This window comes from Pseudomonas sp. Y3 TE3536 (assembly GCF_053629175.1).
Map to the genome: position 1 here is coordinate 4,957,360 of NZ_JBRJHU010000001.1, position 22,116 is coordinate 4,979,475.

Annotated in this window: 18 protein-coding genes; 10 read left to right on the plus strand and 8 right to left on the minus strand. The window is 63.3% G+C overall.

Translation table 11 applies throughout. The annotated features are described in order from the left end of the window. Window positions 1-10: 10 nt before the first annotated feature. The 4 genes from fdxH to AB7M33_RS22480 are packed head-to-tail and all read left to right on the plus strand — an operon-like array spanning window position 11 to window position 3,358. The gene (gene fdxH, locus AB7M33_RS22465; RefSeq protein ID WP_027596742.1) at window positions 11-895 is read left to right on the plus strand and encodes a formate dehydrogenase subunit beta; all 885 of its coding nucleotides are present in this window, start codon (window positions 11-13) and stop codon (window positions 893-895) included. Next, window positions 892-1,527: a formate dehydrogenase subunit gamma gene (locus tag AB7M33_RS22470; protein WP_265969613.1), complete on the plus strand. Its 636-nt coding sequence runs from the start codon at window positions 892-894 to the stop codon at window positions 1,525-1,527. Before fdxH ends, AB7M33_RS22470 begins: the two co-directional genes overlap by 4 nt. Beyond that, window positions 1,524-2,426: a formate dehydrogenase accessory protein FdhE gene (fdhE, locus tag AB7M33_RS22475; RefSeq protein WP_454243646.1), complete on the plus strand. Its 903-nt coding sequence runs from the start codon at window positions 1,524-1,526 to the stop codon at window positions 2,424-2,426. The genes AB7M33_RS22470 and fdhE overlap by 4 nt, the downstream gene beginning before the upstream one ends. 56 nt (window positions 2,427-2,482) lie before the next feature. Then, complete coding sequence (locus tag AB7M33_RS22480) at window positions 2,483-3,358, plus strand: AEC family transporter (RefSeq protein WP_252824295.1); 876 nt, start codon at window positions 2,483-2,485, stop codon at window positions 3,356-3,358. A 539-nt stretch (window positions 3,359-3,897) separates the two neighbouring features. Here the strand turns inward: AB7M33_RS22480 and AB7M33_RS22485 are convergent. The 5 genes from AB7M33_RS22485 to AB7M33_RS22505 all read right to left on the minus strand — a co-directional run bounded on the left by AB7M33_RS22485 (window position 3,898) and on the right by AB7M33_RS22505 (window position 11,710). Beyond that, a complete protein-coding gene (locus tag AB7M33_RS22485) occupies window positions 3,898-5,031 on the minus strand; it encodes an HlyD family secretion protein (protein ID WP_454243647.1) in 1,134 nt (377 codons plus the stop codon). Next, window positions 5,031-6,677 (minus strand): MFS transporter, encoded by a 1,647-nt coding sequence (locus AB7M33_RS22490; RefSeq protein WP_454243648.1) that lies wholly within the window; start codon window positions 6,675-6,677, stop codon window positions 5,031-5,033. The genes AB7M33_RS22485 and AB7M33_RS22490 overlap by 1 nt, the downstream gene beginning before the upstream one ends. Before the next feature lie 68 nt (window positions 6,678-6,745). Then, window positions 6,746-7,321, minus strand: coding sequence for a molybdenum cofactor guanylyltransferase MobA (gene mobA / locus AB7M33_RS22495; protein WP_454243649.1), 576 nt, complete (start codon window positions 7,319-7,321; stop codon window positions 6,746-6,748). 61 nt (window positions 7,322-7,382) lie between these two features. Beyond that, a complete protein-coding gene (locus tag AB7M33_RS22500; protein ID WP_454243650.1) occupies window positions 7,383-10,511 on the minus strand; it encodes a multidrug efflux RND transporter permease subunit in 3,129 nt (1,042 codons plus the stop codon). An 11-nt stretch (window positions 10,512-10,522) separates the two neighbouring features. Then, entirely contained in the window at window positions 10,523-11,710 is a 1,188-nt protein-coding gene (locus AB7M33_RS22505; protein ID WP_454243651.1) for an efflux RND transporter periplasmic adaptor subunit, read from the minus strand. Window positions 11,711-11,867: 157 nt separating this feature from the next. Between AB7M33_RS22505 and AB7M33_RS22510 the strand changes: the two genes are divergently transcribed. From AB7M33_RS22510 to ilvA, 4 genes are all read left to right on the plus strand, one after another. Beyond that, on the plus strand, window positions 11,868-12,569 hold the full coding sequence (locus AB7M33_RS22510; RefSeq protein WP_027596751.1) for a response regulator transcription factor: 702 nt from the start codon (window positions 11,868-11,870) through the stop codon (window positions 12,567-12,569). Window positions 12,570-12,575: 6 nt separating this feature from the next. Next, entirely contained in the window at window positions 12,576-13,877 is a 1,302-nt protein-coding gene (locus AB7M33_RS22515; protein WP_238211772.1) for an ATP-binding protein, read from the plus strand. A 261-nt stretch (window positions 13,878-14,138) separates the two neighbouring features. Beyond that, complete coding sequence (locus AB7M33_RS22520) at window positions 14,139-14,570, plus strand: PACE efflux transporter (protein ID WP_265969060.1); 432 nt, start codon at window positions 14,139-14,141, stop codon at window positions 14,568-14,570. A gap of 181 nt (window positions 14,571-14,751) precedes the next feature. Next, window positions 14,752-16,314: a threonine ammonia-lyase, biosynthetic gene (ilvA, locus tag AB7M33_RS22525; RefSeq protein ID WP_454243652.1), complete on the plus strand. Its 1,563-nt coding sequence runs from the start codon at window positions 14,752-14,754 to the stop codon at window positions 16,312-16,314. A gap of 121 nt (window positions 16,315-16,435) precedes the next feature. On the opposite strand, the gene AB7M33_RS22530 is transcribed toward ilvA, so the two are convergent. Beyond that, window positions 16,436-17,617 (minus strand): hypothetical protein, encoded by a 1,182-nt coding sequence (locus tag AB7M33_RS22530; protein WP_454243653.1) that lies wholly within the window; start codon window positions 17,615-17,617, stop codon window positions 16,436-16,438. Between the two features lie 322 nt (window positions 17,618-17,939). On the opposite strand from AB7M33_RS22530, the gene AB7M33_RS22535 reads away from it, so the two are divergent. Beyond that, a complete protein-coding gene (locus tag AB7M33_RS22535; protein ID WP_454244249.1) occupies window positions 17,940-18,158 on the plus strand; it encodes an RHS repeat-associated core domain-containing protein in 219 nt (72 codons plus the stop codon). Between the two features lie 132 nt (window positions 18,159-18,290). Here AB7M33_RS22535 and AB7M33_RS22540 read toward each other — a convergent pair whose 3' ends face one another. Further along, on the minus strand, window positions 18,291-18,758 hold the full coding sequence (locus AB7M33_RS22540) for a VOC family protein (RefSeq protein ID WP_099429457.1): 468 nt from the start codon (window positions 18,756-18,758) through the stop codon (window positions 18,291-18,293). Window positions 18,759-18,867: 109 nt separating this feature from the next. Further along, on the minus strand, window positions 18,868-20,487 hold the full coding sequence (locus tag AB7M33_RS22545) for an NADP-dependent glyceraldehyde-3-phosphate dehydrogenase (RefSeq protein ID WP_454243654.1): 1,620 nt from the start codon (window positions 20,485-20,487) through the stop codon (window positions 18,868-18,870). Between the two features lie 150 nt (window positions 20,488-20,637). Here AB7M33_RS22545 and AB7M33_RS22550 point away from each other — a divergent pair, with 150 nt between their 5' ends. Next, window positions 20,638-22,116 (plus strand): putative bifunctional diguanylate cyclase/phosphodiesterase, encoded by a 1,479-nt coding sequence (locus AB7M33_RS22550; protein WP_454243655.1) that lies wholly within the window; start codon window positions 20,638-20,640, stop codon window positions 22,114-22,116.

Sequence of the window (22,116 nt, forward strand, 5' to 3'; positions counted from 1 at the left end):
AGCGACGCACATGTCCCTGCAATCCCAAGACATCATTCGCCGTTCGGCGACCAACGCCTTCACCCCAGCGCCGCGAGCCCGCGATCACCAGGCCGAGGTGGCCAAGCTGATCGACGTCAGCATCTGCATCGGCTGCAAGGCCTGCCAAGTGGCCTGCAACGAATGGAACGACCTGCGTGACGAGGTAGGCCACAACGTCGGTGTGTACGACAACCCGGCCGACCTCACGCCAGACACCTGGACGCTGATGCGGTTTGACGAGCACCAGGACGAAAGCGGCAAGCTGGAATGGCTGATCCGCAAGGATGGCTGCATGCATTGCGCCGACCCGGGCTGCCTCAAGGCGTGCCCGCAACCGGGGGCGATCATCCAGTACGCCAACGGTATCGTCGATTTTCAGTCCGAGCATTGCATCGGCTGCGGCTACTGCGTGGCCGGTTGCCCGTTCGATGTACCGCGCATCAGCAAGAAGGACAACAAGGCTTACAAGTGCACGCTGTGCGTTGATCGGGTCAGCGTTGGCCAGGAACCGGCCTGCGTGAAAACCTGCCCGACCGGCGCGATCAACTTCGGCAGCAAGGCTGACATGCTGGTGCAGGCCGAAGAACGCGTGAGTGAACTGCAAGGCCGCGGCTTCGCCGGTGCCGGCATTTACGACCCGCAGGCCGTCGGTGGCACCCATGTGTTCTACGTGCTGCAACACGCCGACAAGCCGCAGCTGTACCACAAGCTCAACCCAGACCCGCGCATCAGCAGTGCGATCGAGGGCTGGAAAGGCTGGCTCAAACCGGTGGCCGCCGCGGCATTCTTCGCCACCCTGGCGGGCACGGTGTTCCACTACATCGGCGTTGGCCCCAACGAAGTCGAGGAAGACGACAAGGAGACCCTGGTATGAACAAGGACCGATTGATTCTGCGCACGCGCTTCATCGACCGGGCCAGCCACTGGTTCATGGTCATCTGTTTCTTCCTGGTGGCGATGTCGGGGCTGTCGTGGTTTTTCCCGTCGTTGAACTGGCTGAATGGCGTGTTTGGCACACCGCAGCTGGCGCGCATCCTTCACCCGTTTTTCGGGGTGGTGGTGTTCGTGGTGCTGATGTTCCTGTTCGTGCGCTTCGTCAAGTACAACTTGCCCGAGCGTGAAGACGGCATCTGGTTTCGCAACGTCAAGCGCGTGTTGGCAGGCGACCACAGCCAGCCGCTGCGCATCGGCAAATACAACGCCGGCCAGAAGGTCCTGTTCTGGGGGATCATGGGCCTGATCACCTTGCTGATGCTCAGTGGCGTGATCATCTGGCGGCCCTGGTTTGCCGACTACTTCAGCATCCCGCTGATCCGAATTGCCCTGTTTGCCCACGCACTGGCAGGCATCTCGCTGATCCTGCTGATCATTGGCCATGCGTACCTGGCGTTCTGGGTGAAAGGTTCGATTCGCGGCATGATCACCGGCTATGTCTCACGCAGTTGGGCCAAGTCGCACCACGATCGCTGGTATCAGCAAATCAACAGCAAGAGCGAGAAGAAATGAGCAGCATCAAACTGACGGCGGTCGAGCAGCCCACCGGGGGCGTGGGCACCATCAGCGCCTTGTTGCTGCCGCAACTGGACCAGCACTTCGCCAAGCGCGCGGCGCGTTTGCGTCACTTGGCACAGGGGCATGAGCAAGCCGACTATCTGGAGTTCGCCGCCACCATCGCGCAGGCCCAGCAGCGTTTGCTCGATCATTTTCCCGTGTCGGCCAACGTGCTTGAGGCTCTGACTGAGCGGCTGGGCGCAGAGGCCCCATTATCGACGCAGTTGCACTCAGGTTACTGGCAGCAAATGCTCGAGCATCTGCTCGAGGACCTGCGCACTGAAGCCAGCGACCCGGTATGCGCGGCCCTGGACAGGCTCGCCGCGCTGAGCGCCGATCAGCGCGAAGCCTGCGCCCAAGACTTGCTGCAGGGCCAATATGGCAAGGTGAACAGCGGCGAGGCGGTGTTTTTGTGGGCCGCCCTGGGGCTGTACTTCGTGCAACTGGCTGCGGCCTTGCCAGCGCATGCGCATGCGGCGGTGGGCGAGCATCGCCAGTTCTGCCCAGTGTGCGCCAGCGCGCCGGTGGCCAGCGTCATCCTCACTGGCAAGCGTGCTGGGCTGCGCTACCTGCACTGCGGGCTGTGCGAGAGTCGCTGGCACATGGTGCGGGTCAAGTGCAGCAACTGCGAGCACACCGGTAAGCTGGACTATTGGTCGCTGGAGCGTCAGGACAGTGCGGTCAAGGCGGAAAGCTGCGGTGACTGCGAAAGCTACCTGAAGGCCTTCTATTACGAGCACGACCCGGCACTGGAGCCTGTCGCCGATGACTTGGCCTCCTTGCAGCTGGATGCCGAGCTTGAAGGGCAAGGCTTTGCCCGTAGCAGTATCAACCCATTTATGTTTCCGGGTTGAAGCAGCGTAGGACTGCGGCATACTGACGCCTTTCGCACACCAGGAAGGTATGGCTCATGCTGGCATCGTTGTTCGCCGTTCTGGCACCTGTGTTCATCGTTGCCGGCATTGGTTTTGCCTGGGCCCGCAAAGGCTTGGACTACCCCACTGAGTTTATCGCCAGGCTGGTGATGACGGTCGGCACACCGTCGCTGGTGCTGTCGACCTTGAGCCGCACGGAACTGGACCCAACTGCATTCACCAGCATGGCGCTGGCCTGCCTGTTGTGCACGTTGGGCATGGCCCTGGCAGGCCTTTTGGTCAGCCGTGCCTCGGGGCAACACTGGCGTGTGCTGCTGCCGGCGTTCATGTTCCCCAACACCGGCAACATGGGCCTGCCGATCAGCCTGTATGCCTTCGGCGAGCACGGCCTGGCCCTGGCGGTGGCGTTTTTCCTGACCCTGTCGATCGTACAGTTCACGGTCGGCATGGCCATCTCCGGCACGGCAGCTTCGCTCAAGGCGCTGGTCCGCAACCCCATTGTGATCAGCCTGGCGGGCGCGATGCCGATCATCTTTCTGGATTTCGAATTGCCGCGTTGGTTGGCCAACACGGTGAACCTGCTCGGCGGCATGACCATCCCGCTGATGCTACTGACCCTGGGCGTTTCGCTGGCCAGCATTCGCCTGCGCCATGTGGGCAGCGGCATGCTGCTGGGTGGTTTGCGTATCGGCCTGGGCGCGGCGGTGGGGTGGGCGGTTGGCGTGGCCTTGGGCATGGATACCCTGGAGCGTGCGGTACTGATGGTGCAATCGGCGATGCCGGTGGCGGTGTTCAATTACCTCATGGCCGTGCGCGCCAACCGCTCGCCGGAGCAGGTGGCGAACCTGGTGATGTGTTCCACGGTGCTGTCATTCGCCTGGTTGCCGATTGTGCTGGCGGGGTGGATGTAGCGTGCTGCCTTGTCATACGCCCTTTGTGTAGGAGCAGCCTTGCGCTGCGAAGAGGCCAGTAAAAGCAGCGAATAACTACTGTGTTTTCACCGGCCTCTTCGCAGCACAAGGCTGCTCCTACACCGAAATCTACTGCGTGCCCCGGGTGTCGATGCTGAGCACCTGGTGATGTTCAACGGTGTTGTCATTCGCCCGGCTGCTGTGGCGTGCTGCCTTGTCATACGGGCTTTGTGTAGGAGCAGCCTTGCGCTGCGAAGAGGCAAGTAAAAGCAGCGAATAACTACTGTGTTTTCACCGGCCTCTTCGCAGCACAAGGCTGCTCCTACACCGAAATCTACTGCGTGCCCCGGGTGTCGATGCTGAGCACCTGGTGATGTTCAACGGTGTTGTCATTCGCCCGGCTGCTGTAGCGCGCTGCCATGTCATACGGGCTTTGTGTAGGAGCAGCCTTGCGCTGCGAAGAGGCCAGTAAAAGCAGCGAATAACTACTGTGTTTTTCACCGGCCTCTTCGCAGCACAAGGCTGCTCCTACACGGAATCTACTGCGCATCCCGGGTATCGATACTGACCACCACCGACATCCCTGGCCGCAACCGCTTCGCCTCTGGCTGGGCGGCATCCACGGTGATGCGCACTGGGATCCGCTGGGCAATCTTGACGAAGTTGCCGGTGGCGTTGTCGGCCTGCAGCAGGGCGAATTCGGAGCCGGTGGCCGGCGAAATCTGCTGCACATGGCCGTACAGCTTCTGGTGGTTCAGCGCATCCACGGTGAAACTCACCGGCTGGCCGATGCGCACCGCGGCCATCTGGGTTTCCTTCATGTTGGCGATCACCCACAGAGTATCAGGCACCAGCGCCATCAGTTGCGCACCGGAATTCACGTAGGCCCCCAGGCGCGTGCCGATCTGCCCCAGTTGGCCATCGCGCGGGGCGGTCACGCGGGTGTTGTCGAGGTCGATACGGGCGAGCTCGACGGCGGCCTTGGCATTTTCCACCGAGGCCTGCAACGCGGCCCGGTTGACCACCACGGTTTCCCGGTCCTGCCGGGCGATTTCCAGGGCAGCCTTGGCCTGGGCCAGGCTGGCGACAGCAGCCGCCTGGCTGGCACGGGCCAGGTCCAGCTCGCGGCGCGACACCGAACCGTCGCTGACCAGCGCCTGGTTACGGCTGAGGTCGGCCTTGGCCTTGGCCGCCTGGGCCGTTGCATCGCCGATGGCCGCCTGGCGCTGGGCAATGGTGGCCTCGGCGCTGTTGCGTTGCTGCAGGTTATTGGCCAGTGCCGCCTGCTGCTGTTGCAACTGGGCGATTGCCTGGGCCAGGCGTTGCTTATAGATGCGGTCGTCCAGTTGCACCAGCAGGTCGCCTGCCTTGACGAACTGGAAGTCATGCACCGGCACATCGACGATGTAGCCACTCAGTTGCGGGCCGATGATCGTCACCTGGCCGCGCACCAGTGCGTTTTCGGTGCTCTCGATGGCGCTGCCGAACGGGGGCAGGCGCCAGGCGTAGAGCACCAGCAGGATGCCGGCCAGGGCCACACAGGCAAAACTGATCGACGACAGGATGCGCATCCGGCGCGAGCGTACCGGGCTGGTCGGTTCACTGGGCGGCGGCGTGCCTTCTGGGGTTTCAGCAAGGGCAGTGGTGGTGGTCGTGCGGGTTTCGTCGGTCATCAGGTAGGCGCGCCGCGGCTAGAGTCAGGGGAGGTGGCCTTGCGGGCCGTGTACCAGAGCCAGGTGCTGCGGATGCAGATCCAGATCATGGTCAGGATAGCGATGCTGCCGATCAGCATGAACACATCGTTGTAGGCCATCACGTTGGCCTCGCGGGTGGCCGCACTGGCCAGCACGCGCATGCCGGCCTCGCTGCGCAGCGCGGGGTCGGCAAGGAGGCCGGCATAGCCGCCACCGCCGCTTTGCACCCGGGCGTTGACCAGGGGTTCGAGGTAGCTGAGGCGGTCCATCAGGTGGCTGGAATGGAATTTCTCGCGCCAGGTCTGGAAGGTGCCGAGCAGCGCCGCGCCAATCAGGCCGCCGAGGTTGTTGCAGATGCCGAACAGCACCGAAAAGCTCACCAGGTTGCGCGGGTTGGCGCGCACATGGCTGATGCCTAGGGCCATCGACGGGCCCAGGAAGAACGTGCTGCCGAAGGCCAGCAGGAACTGGCTCAGGTACATCTGTGCCGGGCGGGTGAGGTTGCTTGAGCTGCTGTCCATGAATGCCCCGGTGGCCATCGCCAGTAGCGACACCAGCAACGGGATCACCAGGTGCTTGGGGTCGATGGTCAAGGCGCTGGTCGCCAGGCCCGCCACCGCACCCAACAACATGATCGCGTACAGCGTGCGCATCTGCTCGCTGCCCATGTTCAACACTTGCAGAAAACCGACCGCGCCGGTGGACTGCTCCGAGGTGACCATGCGGATCAAAATCACGCACAGGGCCAGGCGGATGATCGTGCCGCTGCCCAGCCAGCGGGTCATCAGCAGCGGGTTCTGGCGATTGTGCTCGATGGCCAGCCCGCTGAATATCAGGCCAATCGACGCGGCCAGGGCCACACCGATCCAGGGGGCGTCCAACCACCAGTCGATGCGCCCCAGCGACAGGGCGGCGCAGAGCAGAGCGGTGCCGCTGGCCATCAGGGTGAAGGTGAGAAAATCCAGCGGCTCGAAGGTCTTGAAGCGGTCGCCCGGTGGCAACTTGAGCATCAGCACGCAGCCCAGTGCGGCCAACGCCAAGCCGAGTTCGAACAGGTATAGCCCGCGCCATTCGGCGATCTGCAGCAAGTCTTCAGAGAACAGCCGCGCCAGCGGCAAGGCCAATTGCGAGGCGCCCAGGCCCAGCACCATGGCCTTGAGCCGCCACTGCGCGGGGAACGCCTGGATCATATAGTACAGGCCCAGCGAACTCAGCGCGGCGCCAACCATGCCATGGGCGGCGCGCACGGCAATTGCCGAGTTGAGGTCATTGACGAACAGGTGGCCAAAGGTGACCAGCGCATAAAGCACCAGGAACACTTCGGTGAAGGCACGCAGGCCGAACTGCTGGCGAAACTTGACCAGCAGCAGGTTGATGGACACGTTGGTCATCACATAGGCGGCCGGCAGCCAGGCCATTTCGGCGGTGGTCGCCCCCAGCGCACCCTGCAGGAACACCAGGTTGGCTGTTACCAGCGCGTTGCCCAACCCACCGGTGATCGCCACCAACAGGCCCACCAGGCCAAAGGCCAGGCGTTTGGCGGGCGAGTGCAAAGGCGTCGACGGCGATCCGGGCAGGCTGGGTTTTTCGTGGGGGAGCCACTGGCGTGGGGCGTATTTGTCCATGGGCAGACTTTACGTGAGGGGCTGGGGCATTAACACCTTCTGGGCTCAAGCTTGCCGCGCGGCGTGCGTCAGTTTTGCAGTGTTTCCGGGCTATTGAAGTTGCTCAAACGGGGATCATCCTCGGCACACGCCAGCGCTTGCACAGCCCCTTTCAGCAGGGCCTTCTGCAAGCTTCGCTCATTGGCCGCCCACGCCTGCTCCAGCACCGGCAACACCTTGCGCGGCAGCACACTGAACATTGGCTGCCAGTAGCCTGCTTGGCGCACCATCGCCGCACTGTCGCCGGCCACCGCCAGCCGCAGCAGGTCCTCGATCAACGGCCGATCAATCAGCGGTGCATCGCAGGCCAGCACCACCACCCATGCGTGCCGCGCCGCCGCCAGGCCTGCGATCACCCCGGCCAACGGCCCAGGGAAATCGGGGGCTGCATCGCCCACCAACTGGTCAGCATAGGCTCGATAGGCGTCCTGGTTGCGGTTGCAGGAAATGATCAGGTCATCGCTCAGCGGGCGTACCACGCGTTGCACATGCGCCACCAATGGCTCGCCTTGCCAGGCCAGTAACCCCTTGTCGCGGCCGCCCATGCGTTGGCCGCGGCCACCGGCGAGGATGAGAATGGAGCAGGGGGGCAGGGCATCAGGCATGAAAAAGGGTTCCGGGCAGTCAATGCCAGGAACCCTCCCATGTCATGCGGTGCTTGTCCAGTCAGCGTGCGTCAAGCGCTGGGGTCGCCTCGGCTTTAGCGCCGCGACCGCGCCCGGCCAGGCGCATCACCACGACGAAGAACACCGGCACGAACACCACCGCCAGGGTGGCGCTGAGCATGCCGCCGATCACACCCGTGCCAATCGCCTGCTGGCTGGCCGAGCTGGCGCCGGTGGCGATGGCCAGGGGCACCACGCCGAGGATGAACGCCAGCGAGGTCATCACAATCGGCCGCAGACGCAGACGGGCGGCCTGCACCGCGGCATCGACGGCATCGACACCCTGGTCCACCAAGCTCTTGGCAAACTCGATGATGAGGATCGCGTTCTTGGCCGACAGGCCGATCAGGGTGATCAGGCCGACCTTGAAGAACACGTCATTGGGCATGCCCCGCAGGGTGACTGCCAGGACCGCACCGAGTACCCCGAGCGGCACCACCAGCAGTACGGCAGTGGGGATCGACCAGCTCTCGTACAACGCAGCCAGGCACAGGAACACCACCAGCAGTGACAGCGCCATCAGGATCGGCGCCTGGCTGCCGGACAGCCGCTCCTGCAGCGACAGGCCGGTCCATTCCAGGCCAGCGCCGGCCGGCAGTTGCGCGACCAGGCGCTCGACTTCGGCCATGGCTTCACCCGAGCTGTAGCCCGCCGCCGGTTCACCGGAGATCGACACCGCCGGGTAACCGTTGTAGCGGGTCAGTTGCACTGGGCCGCTGACCCACTTCGCCTGGACGAAGGCCGCCAGCGGCACCATCTTGCCACTGCTGTTGCGCACATGGATTTTCAGCAGGTCTTCGACCTGGCTACGCTGGTCGCCTTCGGCCTGCACCACCACACGTTGCATACGGCCTTGGTTGGGGAAGTCGTTGACGTAGCTGGAGCCGACGGCGGTATCCAGCACCGCGCCGATGTCGGCGAACGACACTCCCAGGGCATTGGCCTGGCGACGGTCGATTTCCAGTTGCACCTGCGGGCTTTCGGCCAGCGACGCTTCGCGCACGTTGGTCAGCACTTTGCTTTTGCCAGCACCTGCCAGCAGCGCATCGCGGGCGGCCATCAGCGCGGTGTGGCCCATGCCGCCACGGTCCTGCAGACGGAACTCAAAACCGGTCGACTCGCCCAGGCCATCGATGGGCGGTGGCAGCACGGCGTAGGCCACGGCGTCCTTGAGCTGAGTGAAGGCCATAGTGGCGCGGTCGGCGATCGACTGGGCGCTGTCATCGGCACCGCGCTCGGACCAATCCTTGAGCGTGGTGAACGCCAGTGCCGCGTTTTGCCCACTACCAGAGAAGCTGAAGCCGAGGATCAGCGTGGTGTTGCCGACACCGGGTTCCTCCGCGTTGTGCGCTTCGATCTGCGCCGCTACTTGCTCGGTACGCATGCGGCTGGCGCCTGGCGGCAGTTGGATGTCGGTGATGGTGTAGCCCTGGTCTTCGGTGGGCAAGAACGCCGTGGGCAGTTGGCTGAAGCCATAGCCCAGCACGGCCAGCAGCACGCCGTACACCAGCAGGTAGCGACCGCTGCGCTTGAGCGCTTGCACCACCCAGCGCTGATAGCCGTTGCTCATGCTGTCGAAGCCTCGGTTGAACCAGCCGAAGAAGCCCTTGCGCTCGTGGTGCTCGCCTTTGCCCAACGGTTTGAGCAAAGTCGCGCACAGTGCTGGGGTCAGGCTCAGGGCGAGAAACGCCGAGAACAGGATCGACACCGCCATCGACACCGAGAACTGCTGGTAGATCACGCCCACCGACCCTTTCATGAAGGCCATCGGCAGGAACACGGCCACCAGCACCAGGGTAATGCCGACTATCGCCCCGCTGATCTGGCCCATGGCCTTGCGCGTGGCTTCCTTGGGCGGCAGGCCTTCTTCGGCCATGATCCGCTCGACGTTTTCTACCACCACGATGGCGTCGTCGACCAGAATGCCGATGGCCAGGACCATACCGAACAGGGTCAGCACGTTGACCGAGAAGCCCATGGCCAGCATCACGGCGAAGGTGCCCATCAGCGCCACCGGCACTACCAGGGTCGGGATCAGCGTGTAGCGCAGGTTCTGCAGGAACAGGAACATCACCGCGAACACCAGCAGCATGGCTTCGAACAGCGTGTTGATCACCTGCTGGATCGACACTTTGACGAAGGGCGAGGTGTCATACGGGATGTCGTATTTGACGCCTTCCGGGAAGTAGCGCGACAACTCCTGCATCTTGGCCCGCACCAGGTCGGCGGTTTCCATGGCGTTGGCGCCGGGGGCCAGCTGTACGCTGAATGCGGTCGCGGGTTTGCCATTAAGGCGCGTGCCGTACTGGTACTCCTGGGCGCCGATCTCGACCCGGGCGACATCGCCGACGGTCACCGTGGAGCCGTCCGCGTTGGCGCGCAGGACAATGGCCGCGAACTCCTCTGGCGTGCTCAGCTGGCCCTTGACCAGCACGTTGGCGGTGATTTCCTGGGTGCCGCGGGCGGGCAGGTCACCAATACTGCCTGGCGCGACCTGGGCGTTTTGCGCGGCGATGGCATCAGCCACATCGTTAGGCGTGAGGTTGAAACCGATCAGCTTGCTCGGGTCGATCCAGATCCGCATGGCACGCTCAGAACCATACAGCTGAGCCTTGCCGACGCCCTTCAGGCGGCGGATCTCGTTCATCACGTTGCGCGCAAGAATGTCCGACAGGGCAGTTTCGTCGAGCTTGCCGTCCTCCGAAGTCAGGGTGGCCAGCAGCAGGAAGCCGGTGGACACCTTCTCTACCTGCAGGCCCTGCTGGGTCACGGGGCGAGGCAGGCGCGACTCGACCACCTTGAGGCGGTTCTGCACATCGACCTGGGCCAGGTCCGGGTGCGTGCCAGGTTCGAAGGTGGCGGTGATGGTGGCGCTGCCCAGGCTGCTTTGCGACTCGAAGTACAGCAGGTTGTCGGCGCCGTTGAGTTCCTGCTCGATCAGGCTGACCACGCTCTCGTCCATGGTCGCCGCCGAGGCGCCTGGGTACACGGCGTAGATTTCCACTTGCGGCGGGGCCACGTTGGGGTACTGGGCCACCGGCAGTTGCGGGATGGCCAAGGCGCCGGCAAGCAGGATGAACAACGCGACTACCCAGGCGAACACTGGGCGGTCAATGAAAAAGTGCGGCATCAATCAGCCCCTCACTGGCGGTTGTGCTGTGCGATCGGCGGCGCGCCGGGCGCTGTGCCCTGGCTCGCTTCGACCTGCACCTGGTCGCCGGCCTTGACGTGTTGCAGGCCTTCGATAACCACTTGTTCACCGGGCGCCAGGCCTTCGCTGACCACCCAGCGGTCGCCCTGGGCGCTGCCCAGCACGACCTGGCGATCGCTGACGCGGGCCTGCGGGTCGACCACCAGTACTTTCGGCACACCGGCGCTGTCGCGCAGGATGGCGCGCTGCGGCACGCTGAGGCCCTTGGGCTGTACCGCTTGTTCCAGGCGCACGCGCACGTAGCTACCCGGCAGCAGGTCGAGGTCCGGGTTGGGGAACTCGCTGCGCAGGGTGATCTGGTTGGTGCTCGGGTCGACGCTGATGTCAGAGAACAGCAGCTTGCCGGGCAGCGGGTAGGCGCTGCCGTCGTCCTGAATCAGCGTGGCGCGAGCCTGGCCGTCGCCGACCTGTTGCAGCTCGCCGGCTCGCAGAGCACGGCGCAGGGCGTTGAGCTCGCGGGTCGACTGGGTGACGTCGGCATGGATTGGGTCCAGTTGCTGGATGGTGGCCAGGGGCGTGGTCTCGTTCTGCCCGACCAGTGCACCTTCGGTTACCAGCGCGCGGCCGATGCGCCCGGAAATGGGCGCGGTCACCGTGGCATAACCCAGGTTCAGGCGGGCGCGCTCCAGGGCAGCCTTGGCCTCGGCGACCTCGGCATCAGCTTGTAGGAAGCTGGCCCGGGCATTGTCGTATTCCTGGCGGCTCACGGCTTTGTCGTCGACCAGCTCGCGGTAGCGTTGCTCTTGCAGGCGCGCTTGATACAGGTTGGCCTGGGCCTTGGCCAGGGTGGCGCGGGCGCTGTCGTGGTCGGCCTTGAACGGCGCCGGGTCGATGAGGAACAGCACGTCGCCTTGCTTGACGTCGCTGCCCTCGCGGTAGACCCGCTTGAGCACCACGCCAGCTACACGTGCGCGTACTTCCGCAGTCCGCGGTGCCAGGATACGGCCGCTGAGTTCGCTGCTGATGGCCAGCGGCTGCAGTTGCAGGGTTTCGACGCGCACCTGCGGGGTGGGCTCTTTTTCGTCCTGCTCGGCGCTGTCGCCACAGCCGGCCAGGGATATGCTCAGAAACGCCAGAAGCGCCAAGGGGCGCAGGCGAGGGGGGAGGCTAGTAGGCATACGGATCTTCCGATGATGACGCGGTGTATGCTACGGCAGGCGTTCCCCTGGTGGCTGTTAATACCTGTAGGGCGAGTGTGAAAAAGTGTGAAGAAGCGTCCTGCCTCGGCGTAGGATTCTATATCCTGCCTGGACTTCCTCTTGTGTCAAAGCGCTTATGCCAAACCTTTTATTGGTCGAAGACGACAGTGCCTTGTCCGAACTGATCGCCAGCTACCTGCAACGCAATGATTTCCATGTCCAGGTGATCGCCCGCGGCGACCACGTGCTGGACGCGTTTCGCCGGCAAAAGCCTGACCTGGTGATCCTCGACCTGATGCTGCCCGGCATCGATGGCTTGCAACTGTGCCGCTTGCTGCGCCAGGAATCGCAGAGCCTGCCGATCCTTATGCTGACCGCCCGTGACGACAGCCACGATCAAGTGCTGGGCCTGGAAATGGGCGCGGACGATTACGTGACCAAGCCCTGCGAGCCCCGTGTGCTGCTGGCCCGTGTGCGCACGTTGTTGCGCCGCAGCAGCGTCAATGAACCGCGCCTGGACAGCGATTTGATCCAGATCGGCGGCCTGCGCATCGACCTGGCCGAGCGCACCGTCAGCTGGCGCGGCGAAGAGGTGGAGCTGTCCAGCGGCGAGTACAACTTGCTGGTGGTGCTGGCGCGCAACGCGGGCGAAGTGCTGAACCGCGACCGCATCCTGCAGCAACTGCGCGGCATCGAGTTCAACGGCACCGACCGTTCGGTGGACGTCGCCATCTCCAAGCTGCGCCGCAAGTTCGACGACAGTGCTGGCGAGGCGCGCAAGATCAAGACCGTGTGGGGCAAAGGCTACCTGTTCAGCCGTGTCGAGTGGGAGTGCTGACCGAGCATGCTGAAGATCCTGGTGCGCCTGTACCTGCTGATCATCGTCGCCTACGCTGGTGCGCTGCTGTTCATCCCTGACTCCATCGTCGGCCTGTTCCATGAACGCTTCATGGCGTACAACCTGGACCAGACCAAAGGGGTGCAGTCGCTGATCGTCCGCCAGTTCCACCAGGCCCCGCAAGAGCAGTGGCCAGCGGTGGAGCGAGACCTGGCCAATGCCTTCGCACCGCTTGAGGTCAAGCTGCTGCGCATGGACCAGGCCGACCTCAGCGCGGATGAACAGGCCCGGCTGGAACATGGCTTGTACGCCGTGCGCATCGCAGACTGGGGTTATTACGAGACGGTGCTGGCACCGCTCGACAAGGACTGGCTGGTGCGCCTGCATGCGCCCCCTGATCCACTGGACATCAACGTGCTGTCCTGGGGCGTGACGGTGTTGATCGGTGCAGCCATGCTCGGCTGCCTGCTGCTGTGGGTGTGGCCGCACTGGCGTGACCTGGAGCGGCTCAAGGAAACCGCCCGACGCCTGGGTCAGGGGCAGATGGCAGAACGTACGCACATCTCGCCGCACTCGAACATCGGTGAGCTGGCCGGGGTGTTCGACACCATGGCCAGCGACCTGGAACGCCATGTCAACCAGCAGCGCGAGCTGCTCAATGCCGTGTCCCACGAGCTGCGCACCCCACTGACCCGCCTGGACTTCGGCCTGGTGCTGCTGTTCGACGAAGTGCCGGCTGCCAGCCGCAAGCGGTTGTTGGAGCTGGTCGGCCATGTGCGTGAACTGGATGAACTGGTGCTGGAGCTGTTGTCCTACAGCCGTTTGTACAACGCCGACCAGGCGCGCGAGCGGGTCGAGGTATCGCTGCTGGAGCTGGTAGACAGCGTGCTGGGCAGTTTTGCCGAAGAGCTCGACAGCCGTGGCATCCAATGGGAAGTGCGGGCCGAGCGTGAACTGCCACGCTTTGTGCTCGACCCCCGGTTGACCGCGCGGGCCGTGCAGAACCTGGTGCGCAACGCGATGCGTTATTGCGACGAAAGCCTGTTGCTGAGGTTGCGGCTCGAGGATGACGGTGCCTGCCTGCTGACGGTCGAGGATGACGGGATTGGTATCCCGGTCGAGGAGCGTGAGCGGATTTTCCAGCCGTTCTACCGGTTGGACCGTAGCCGTGATCGCAATACCGGCGGGTTTGGCTTGGGGTTGGCAATCAGTCGACGGGCCATCGAAGGGCAGGGGGGCACACTGACGGTGGCGCAATCGGCGCTGGGCGGCGCGCAGTTCAGGATTCGTTTGCCGGCGGGTGGGTAGGTTGGCTGTGCCGGCCCGCTCCCAAAAGGAGCACACACTTTTGAAGTGATGCGGCGAGCCTGTGGGAGCGGGCTTGCCCGCGAAAGGGCCTAGCCTGCTAGCTGCTGCTTTCGGCGAAACGACTCGTCCACAGCACGAACCGAACCTTGCCACCAGCCTCACGCCCATGCGCCGCAGTGCCGGTTTGCCCGCGCGCACCGCACTGGTACTCTTGTGGGCCAAATCGTGTCGTTTGGCAGATGGTATTTCAGGGAGTTGAACATGCAAGGCAAGGCCCGCAAGATCGTCCAGGCCATTCTTTACGAAGCCATCGCCGTTGCCTGCGTGGCACCCGCGCTGGAGCTGGCGTTTGGCGCCGGGATGGCTCAGTCGGCGGTGTTGTCCTTCCTCATGTCAGGAATCGCGATGAGCTGGAACATGGCATTCAACTGGGGGTTCGAGCGTTGGGAAGCGCGTCAGCCGCAACGCGAACGCACCTTCATGCGCCGGGTCTTGCATGCCTTGGGCTTTGAAGGCGGGCTGGTAGTGATTCTGCTGCCGCTGGTGGCGTGGTGGCTCGATGTCAGCCTGTGGGCGGCCTTCTTGACCAACCTGGCGCTGTTCGTGTTCTTCTTCGTGTATGCATTCGTTTTCCAGTGGGGGTTCGACAAGGTGTTCGATGTGCCGCTTTCGGCGCAGCAGGCAAAGTGTTGACTTGCTGCCCTGCGGCGGGATAAGTTCCTACCCCATGAATACCTTCCCGCATGTGAACGCCATTATTATTACCGCCATTATCAGTTTGGCGGGCTAGCGCGTACGTGCACCTAACCCGCCCTGGAGGCGGGTTTTTACTCTCTGACTCCTGGGCAACGTGAAAATAGCCAAGGAGTCATCGATGACCAGCTTCAGCGCCAACCTGCGTACCCCTGTCACGCCACAGCAACTGCTGTCGGAACAGGTACGGCGTATTCTCGCCGCACCGGTGTACGACCTGGCCATCGAAACGCCGCTGCAGGCAGCGCCAGCACTGTCCGCTAGCCTGGGCAACCAGGTGTTGCTCAAGCGTGAAGACCTGCAACCCACCTTCTCGTTCAAGATCCGCGGTGCCTACACCCGCCTGTCACGGCTGACGCCCGCCCAGCGCGAACGTGGGGTTATCACCGCGTCCGCCGGCAACCATGCCCAAGGCGTGGCGCTGGCGGCTTCGCACCTGGGGCTGAAAGCCACCATCGTCATGCCAACCACCACGCCCTCGTTGAAAGTGGAGGGCGTGCGCTCGCGTGGTGGCCATGTGGTGCTGCACGGTGAGAGCTTCCCCCATGCACTGGCCCACGCCCTGCAATTGGCCGACAGCGAAGGTGCCACCTTCGTACCGCCGTTCGATGACCCAGACGTGATCGCCGGTCAAGGCACCGTGGCCATGGAGATCCTGCGCCAGCGCCCAGGTGCACTGGATGCGATCTTCGTCCCGGTGGGCGGTGGTGGGTTGGTGGCGGGCATTGCGGCCTACGTGAAATACCTGCGGCCCGAGGTCAAGGTGATCGGCGTCGAGCCGGAGGACTCCAACTGCCTGCAGGCGGCCTTGGCCGCGGGCGAGCGGGTGATCCTGCCGCAAGTCGGCACCTTTGCCGATGGCGTGGCGGTGGCGCAGGTGGGGGCGCACTGCTTCGAGCTGTGCCGGCACTTCGTCGATGAAGTGATCACCGTTAACAGCGACGAACTGTGCGCAGCCATCAAGGACATCTACGACGACACCCGCTCGATCACTGAACCTTCCGGTGCCCTGGCTGTGGCCGGCATCAAGAAATACGTGGCCCGCGAAGGCGTGCAGGGCCAAACCCTGGTGGCGATCGACTCCGGGGCCAACGTCAATTTCGACCGCCTGCGCCATGTGGCGGAGCGGGCCGAGCTGGGTGAACAGCGCGAGGCGATCATCGCCGTGACGATCCCTGAGCAGCCAGGCAGTTTCCGCGCATTTTGCCAGGCACTGGGTAAACGCCAGGTCACCGAGTTCAACTACCGCTATTACCCGGGCAAAGAAGCGCGTTTGTTTGTCGGGGTGCAGACGCACCCGCTGCACGACCCTCGGGAAAACCTGCTGACCAACCTCGCCGAGCAGGGTTACAGCGTGCTCGACCTGACCGACAACGAACTGGCCAAGCTGCATGTGCGCCACACTGTGGGTGGGCATGCGGCGCCGGGGGCGGATGAGCGTGTACTGCGCTTCGAGTTCCCGGAGCGGCCAGGGGCACTGCTGGGCTTTCTGGAGCGGTTAGGCAAACGCTGGAACATCAGCCTGTTCCATTACCGTAACCATGGTGCAGCGGAGGCGCGCGTATTTGCTGCGCTGGAAGTGCCAGGGGATGAGCTGGCGACGTTGCCGCAGACGCTGGATGAGATGGGCTACCGTTATTGGGATGAGACCGAAAACCCAGCGTACAAGCTATTTCTGGGTTGATCTGTAGGAGCAGCCTTGTGCTGCGAAGAGGCCGGCGACAGCAACCTTGATCTTGGTTATGTTCACTGGCCTCTTCGCAGCGCAAGGCTGCTCCTACAGGTTGCGCGTAGCGCTGGGGTGCTTAGCGCTCACGCATAAAGAAGCCCGCCACATACTTGCGGAAGGTTTCCAGGCTCTTGAAGTCGGCATAGCGCTTGAAGTTCTCGGCATCCGGCTCCGGGCCAATTGGCTGCTCCAGTAGCGACACCGAAAGCACCCGGTCCTGATCCGAGGTCAGCACCAGCTCATCCATCACCTGCCCGCCGATCACCGGTCGACGCATCTGGACCTTCACGCCTTTGCTGGCCATCCAGTCGATCAGCGACACCAACGCCTTGAGTGGCTCACGCTCTTCGTCGCGGTACACCGGGAACAGGTGGGCGCGTGACAGCACGGGCACGCTGGCGACATGGATCAGCTCGTAAAAGTGGCTGCCAGCACTAGCAGGCGAATACAGCGCCAACGCCAAGAGCGGCCCGGCTGCACGGCTGCCTCCCCAATACAGGTGGTGGCCCTGGAAGTCGAACCCGTCTTCGCTGCGGCTATTGAACAGCTTGCGCCCTTTGATCTGGTCGACGCAGTCCAGCATCAGGCCATGCCGACGATGATTGCCGAACACCGTCGCCTCGCGCAGGCGGGCCTTGAGCATCATCATGTGCTTCATGTCCAGCCGGGTTTCCAGGTAGTTGCTGGCCGGTACCCGCTCCAGCAACGGGTAGCGGCTGGCGACGCTGCGCAGCTCGGCAAACTGCCCGGTGAGGTCTTTTTTCAGGTGGGTGGCGTAGAGGTTCAAGCCGCTGATCTCGATCCAGGTCAGCAGCAGCGACAACAGCCGTTGTTGTTCGCGCCTGTCAGTGCCCTCACTGCCACTGCTGTCCTGGGCCGGGCGAAAGTCAGAGATAAGTCGCAATGGCGTATCAGGTGGCAGCCAGGCCGCAGGTGGGGCGGGGTCGTCTTCGCGTTCTGCGGCTTCACGCTCGTCCTTGGTGAACGGGCAGCCAGGTGCATGCTCGGCAGTGCCTGGGTTGTTTTTCAGGAACAGCGTGCCGGTGTTGCCGTTGAGGGTCACGTTCAGCACCGGCAGCGCGTCCTTGCGGCAGTCGCAGGCCAGCCATTGGTTGGCGTTACGCACCTTCATCAGCAACTGGTTGGCCTGCAGCAGGCGAGGGCCAGCAAGCGTGCCTGTGCTGAAACCGACCAGCAGCTCTTCTTCAGCGGGGGTCAGGCTGCGGACCTGCGCGGCGGTCTTATCGATGATTCGCATTAAGGGGCAGCTCCAAGCTACGAGCCTCAAGCTTCAAGCAAAGTAGAGCCGCTTTCAACCAGTTAAGTCATGTTTGCTAGTCTGGCTGGCGTCGCGGTAGACCTCCCTCGGGCCGGTGCGTCTCGCAACAGAGCAAAAGCTGTTCAGTGCCGCTTGGTTAAAGTCAGATTTTGGGTACTGTCAATTCTACGAGTTGAAGATGAGCGGGTGACGCTTCAGCATGCGGCCTAATCAAAGAAACTAATCGGAGACGTTTGCGAAGTTCCGATTGGACGATAAACGAACACTATGATGGGCGTATGGCCAAATGAAAAAAACAGCAATGCTTGCTTACGGGGGGCTTTGGCCATCTGTACATCTTTTACAGGCTTACAACGGTGAACGCTCGGACCGGGTGACGGAACGTTATCCACTGGGCAACGGCTACCGAAACTACAGCCCTCGGATTATGCGGTTTACAAGCCCCGACGGGCTTAGCCCTTTTGGCAACGGGGGGAGGAATGCATGCATACCGCGAGAAAGACCCAATGAACAGCGTTGATCCGTCGGGACACTTCATCGTGGCCTGTTCGCCTGTATCCGGTGAGGGCAAAAGGCCCTCCGCCGGATGTTTCCCGCAGGCGCATCACAAGGCCGAGGCGCGCCCAATCAGAGCGGGTACAAAACGCGCCGCTCAGTTACCACTGAACATCTGCGCGGCGCGTGCGCGAATCTCGTCAGGGCTGAGGTCCTCCTTGTGGGTCGAGACGAACCAGATATTGCCGAACGGGTCCTTGAGGGTGCCGCTGCGGTCGCCATAGAACTGGTCCGTCACTTCGCGCAGCTGGGTGGCGCCGCATGCCAGGGCCTGGGCATAGACCTTGTCGCAGTCTTCGACATACAGGTGCAGGCCTACGGCCGCGCCCGCGAGTTTCTGGCTGGCGGTCAGGCCACCTTCCATGTCGCAGGGGTCGCCGAGCATCAGCGACGAATCGCCGATTTTCAATTCAGCATGCCCCACGCGACCGCCCGGGGCGTCGAGGCGGAACATCTCGACCGCGCCAAAGGCTTTCTTGTAGAACTCGATGGCCTTGGCGGCGTCGTTGATGCCCAAGTAGGGGGTGATGCTGTGCTGGCCTTCGGGGATGGGTTTGGCTGCCATGTTCGCTCTCCTTTGAAACGGGCGCCGGTTGGCGCCCTTTTGCTTAGAGTCGTTTGCACGGATGGAAAATCGACAGTGGCGCTAGACCGATTCTCTATAACGGCGGCCGTCAGAAGATGTAATCGGTGGTCAGGAAACTCGATTGGCGATTGCGGATGATCTCGCTGATCAGCGTCTTGTTGGCCTCCTGGAACTTGGTCGCCACCAACGTACGGATCGAGAACACGCGCAGGGCGTCATGCACCGACAAAGTACCTTCGGCACTGTTCTTGCGGCCGTTGAACGGGTAGGTGTCTGGCCCGCGCTGGCACTGTGCGTTGATATTGATGCGGCCGACCTGGTTGGCAAAGGTGTCCACCAGGCTGCCGATGGTCGCCGGGTCGTTGCCGAACAGGCTCAGTTGCTGGCCGTAGTCGGAGTCGAGCACGTAGTCAATGACGGTTTCCAGGTCGCGATAGGGCACCACCGGCACCACTGGGCCGAACTGCTCCTCGTGGTACACGCGCATGTCATGGCTCACCGGGTAAAGCAGGGCGGGGTAGAAGAACGAACCGCGGCTTTGCCCACCGCCTTCGTTGATGACCCGTGCCCCCTTGGCTGTGGCATCGGCCACCAGGCCATCGAGGTAGTCGACCTTGCCCGGTTCCGGCAATGGCGTTAGCGCCACACCGGGTTCCCATGGCATGCCAGGTTTGAGCGCGGCGAGTTTGCGCTGGAATTTTTCCAGGAAGGCGTCGACCACGTCTTCATGGACGAACAGTATCTTCAGCGCCGTACAGCGCTGGCCGTTGAATGACAGAGCACCCGTCACGGCCTCTTCGACCGCATTGTCCAGGTCGACTTGGGGCAACACGATGCCGGGGTTCTTGGCGTCCAGGCCCAGGGCCGCGCGCAGGCGGTGTGGGCGCGGGTGCAGTTTTTTCAGGTCGCTGGCGGCCTTGTGGGTGCCGATGAAGGCGAACACATCGACCAGGCCGCTGGCCATCAGCGCGCTCACGGTTTCGCGGCCGCGGCCATAAATGACGTTGATCACCCCCGGTGGGAAGCTGTCGCGGAAGGCTTCGAGCAACGGGCGGATCAGCAATACGCCAAACTTGGCCGGCTTGAACACCACGGTGTTGCCCATGATCAGCGCCGGGATCAACGTGGTGAACGTTTCGTTCAGGGGGTAGTTGTAGGGCCCCATGCACAATGCCACGCCCAGTGGCGCACGGCGGATCTGGCCGAGGGTGCCCTGTTCGAGCTCGAAGCGGCTGGAGCGGCGGTCGAGGTCCTTGAGCGCATTGATGGTGTCGACGATGTAATCGCAGGTGCGGTCGAACTCTTTTTCCGAATCCTTGAGGTTCTTGCCGATCTCCCACATCAGCAACTTGACCACGGCCTGGCGCTGTTCGCGCATGCGCGCCAGGAAGCGTTCGACGTGCTGTATGCGTTCGGCAACGCGCATCGTCGGCCAGGCGCCACGGCCCTTGTCGTAGGCCTGCACGGCAGCGTCGAGCGCGGTGAGGGCGGTGTCGGCGTCAAGCAGCGGGGCACTGCCGAGAATGACCTGGCGCTCGCCGTCGGCTTCCTTCAGCCAGACCGGGCTGCGCACCGTGGCCAGCGGGCCGTCCCAGCGCCTGAGCTGGCCGTTCACCAAATAGTCGCGTTGTTCCAGGGGGGCTTCCAGGCGCCAGGTGTCGGGGATGTTCTCGGCGGTCGGGAAAAGTGAATCGAGCAGACGGTCCATGGGTACTGCACCTCACATATCTGAGCGGAGTTCGTGCCAGGTGAAACGCTTCAGCTTCGAGCATGCACCGGTCACAGGAAAAACACCAGTCTGGCTCAACATTGCCTGCACTGCGCCGATACAGAGCTAACCCGGTGCGTCAGCAGGCCTATGATCACTTCCATTTCCCCAAGCGACGATACACAGACGGCCGCACTGCTGGCTTCGCCCTTGTTCTGGTTGGCGTTGGCCGCCATCGGCCTGCTCGGCCTCTGTGTCGTGCGGCTCAACGGCAAGCAGCGCCAGCTGCAGCAGCATAACCACGAACTGTGCCGGTCACAGGCACAGTTCGAACGCCTGGCGCACTACGACACCATTACCGGGTTGCCCAACCGGGTGCTGTTCCAGCGGCAACTGGCCGAGGCCATCGACAAGGGGCATGGCCTCGCCGTGCTGATGCTCGATATCGACGGGTTCAAACAGGTCAACGACAGCCTTGGCCACGCGATGGGCGACCTGCTGCTGCAACAAGCCACCGCGCGCTTCCTGCAGGAGCTGGACCTGCACGACCGCGTCTGCCGCCTGGGCGGTGACGAGTTCGTGTTCATGCTCCAGGGCACACAGGGCCAGGTAACCCACCAGTTGCGCCATGTGCTGCGGTGCCTGCAGCGGCCGTTCGACCTCAAAGGTAACGCTGCATTGGTTACCGGCAGCATTGGCCTGGCCTGGTGCCCGCAGCATGGCGAGGATGTGGACAACCTGCTGCGCCACGCCGATACCGCCATGTACGCCGCCAAGGAGAGCGGGCGCAATACCTGGCGGGCGTATCACCCGGATATGACTGCGCGCTTGCAGCAACGCCTGGAATTGGAGCGCAACCTGCGGCGAGCGCTCAACAATGATGAATTCGAACTTTGGTACCAGCCCAAGGTGGACCTGTTCAGCGGCAAGCTGGAAGGTGTCGAGGCGCTGCTGCGCTGGCGCGACCCGCAAGCAGGCCTGGTGTCACCGGCCGAGTTCATCCCCTTGGCAGAGCGTACCGGGTTGATCATTCCCTTGGGCGAGCGCGTGCTGGAGCTGGCCTGTACGCAGCTGGCAACCTGGCGTCGGGATGACTGCCTGCCCGGGCCGTTGGCGATCAATGTCGCGGCATTGCAGATCGAGCGTAGCGACTATGTGTCGAGCCTGGCGATGGCCCTGGAGCGTCATGGCCTGGCCGCCAATCTGCTGGAGGTGGAGATTACTGAAAGCCTGTTGATGGAAAGCCAGCAGCAGGCCTGCGCGGTGCTCGCGCAACTGCAGGCTATGGGCGTGGCCACTGCGGTGGATGACTTCGGTACCGGTTATTCGTCGCTGGCCTACCTGCGGGCGCTGCCTATCGACCACCTGAAGATCGACCGCGCGTTCATCAAGGACCTGCCCGCAGACGATGATGCGGTGGCCATTGCCCGTGCCATCATCGACCTGGGGCATGCCTTGGGTTATCGCATAACTGCCGAAGGCATCGAAACGCAGGAGCAGTACGATTTTCTGCGCAATGCCGGCTGCGATCAGGGGCAGGGCTACCTGATGGGGCGGCCGATGCCGGCCGCCGAGTTGCAAGGCTGGATAGCGCGTAACCCGCGTAGGCAGCGCCTGTCACCTGGGTAA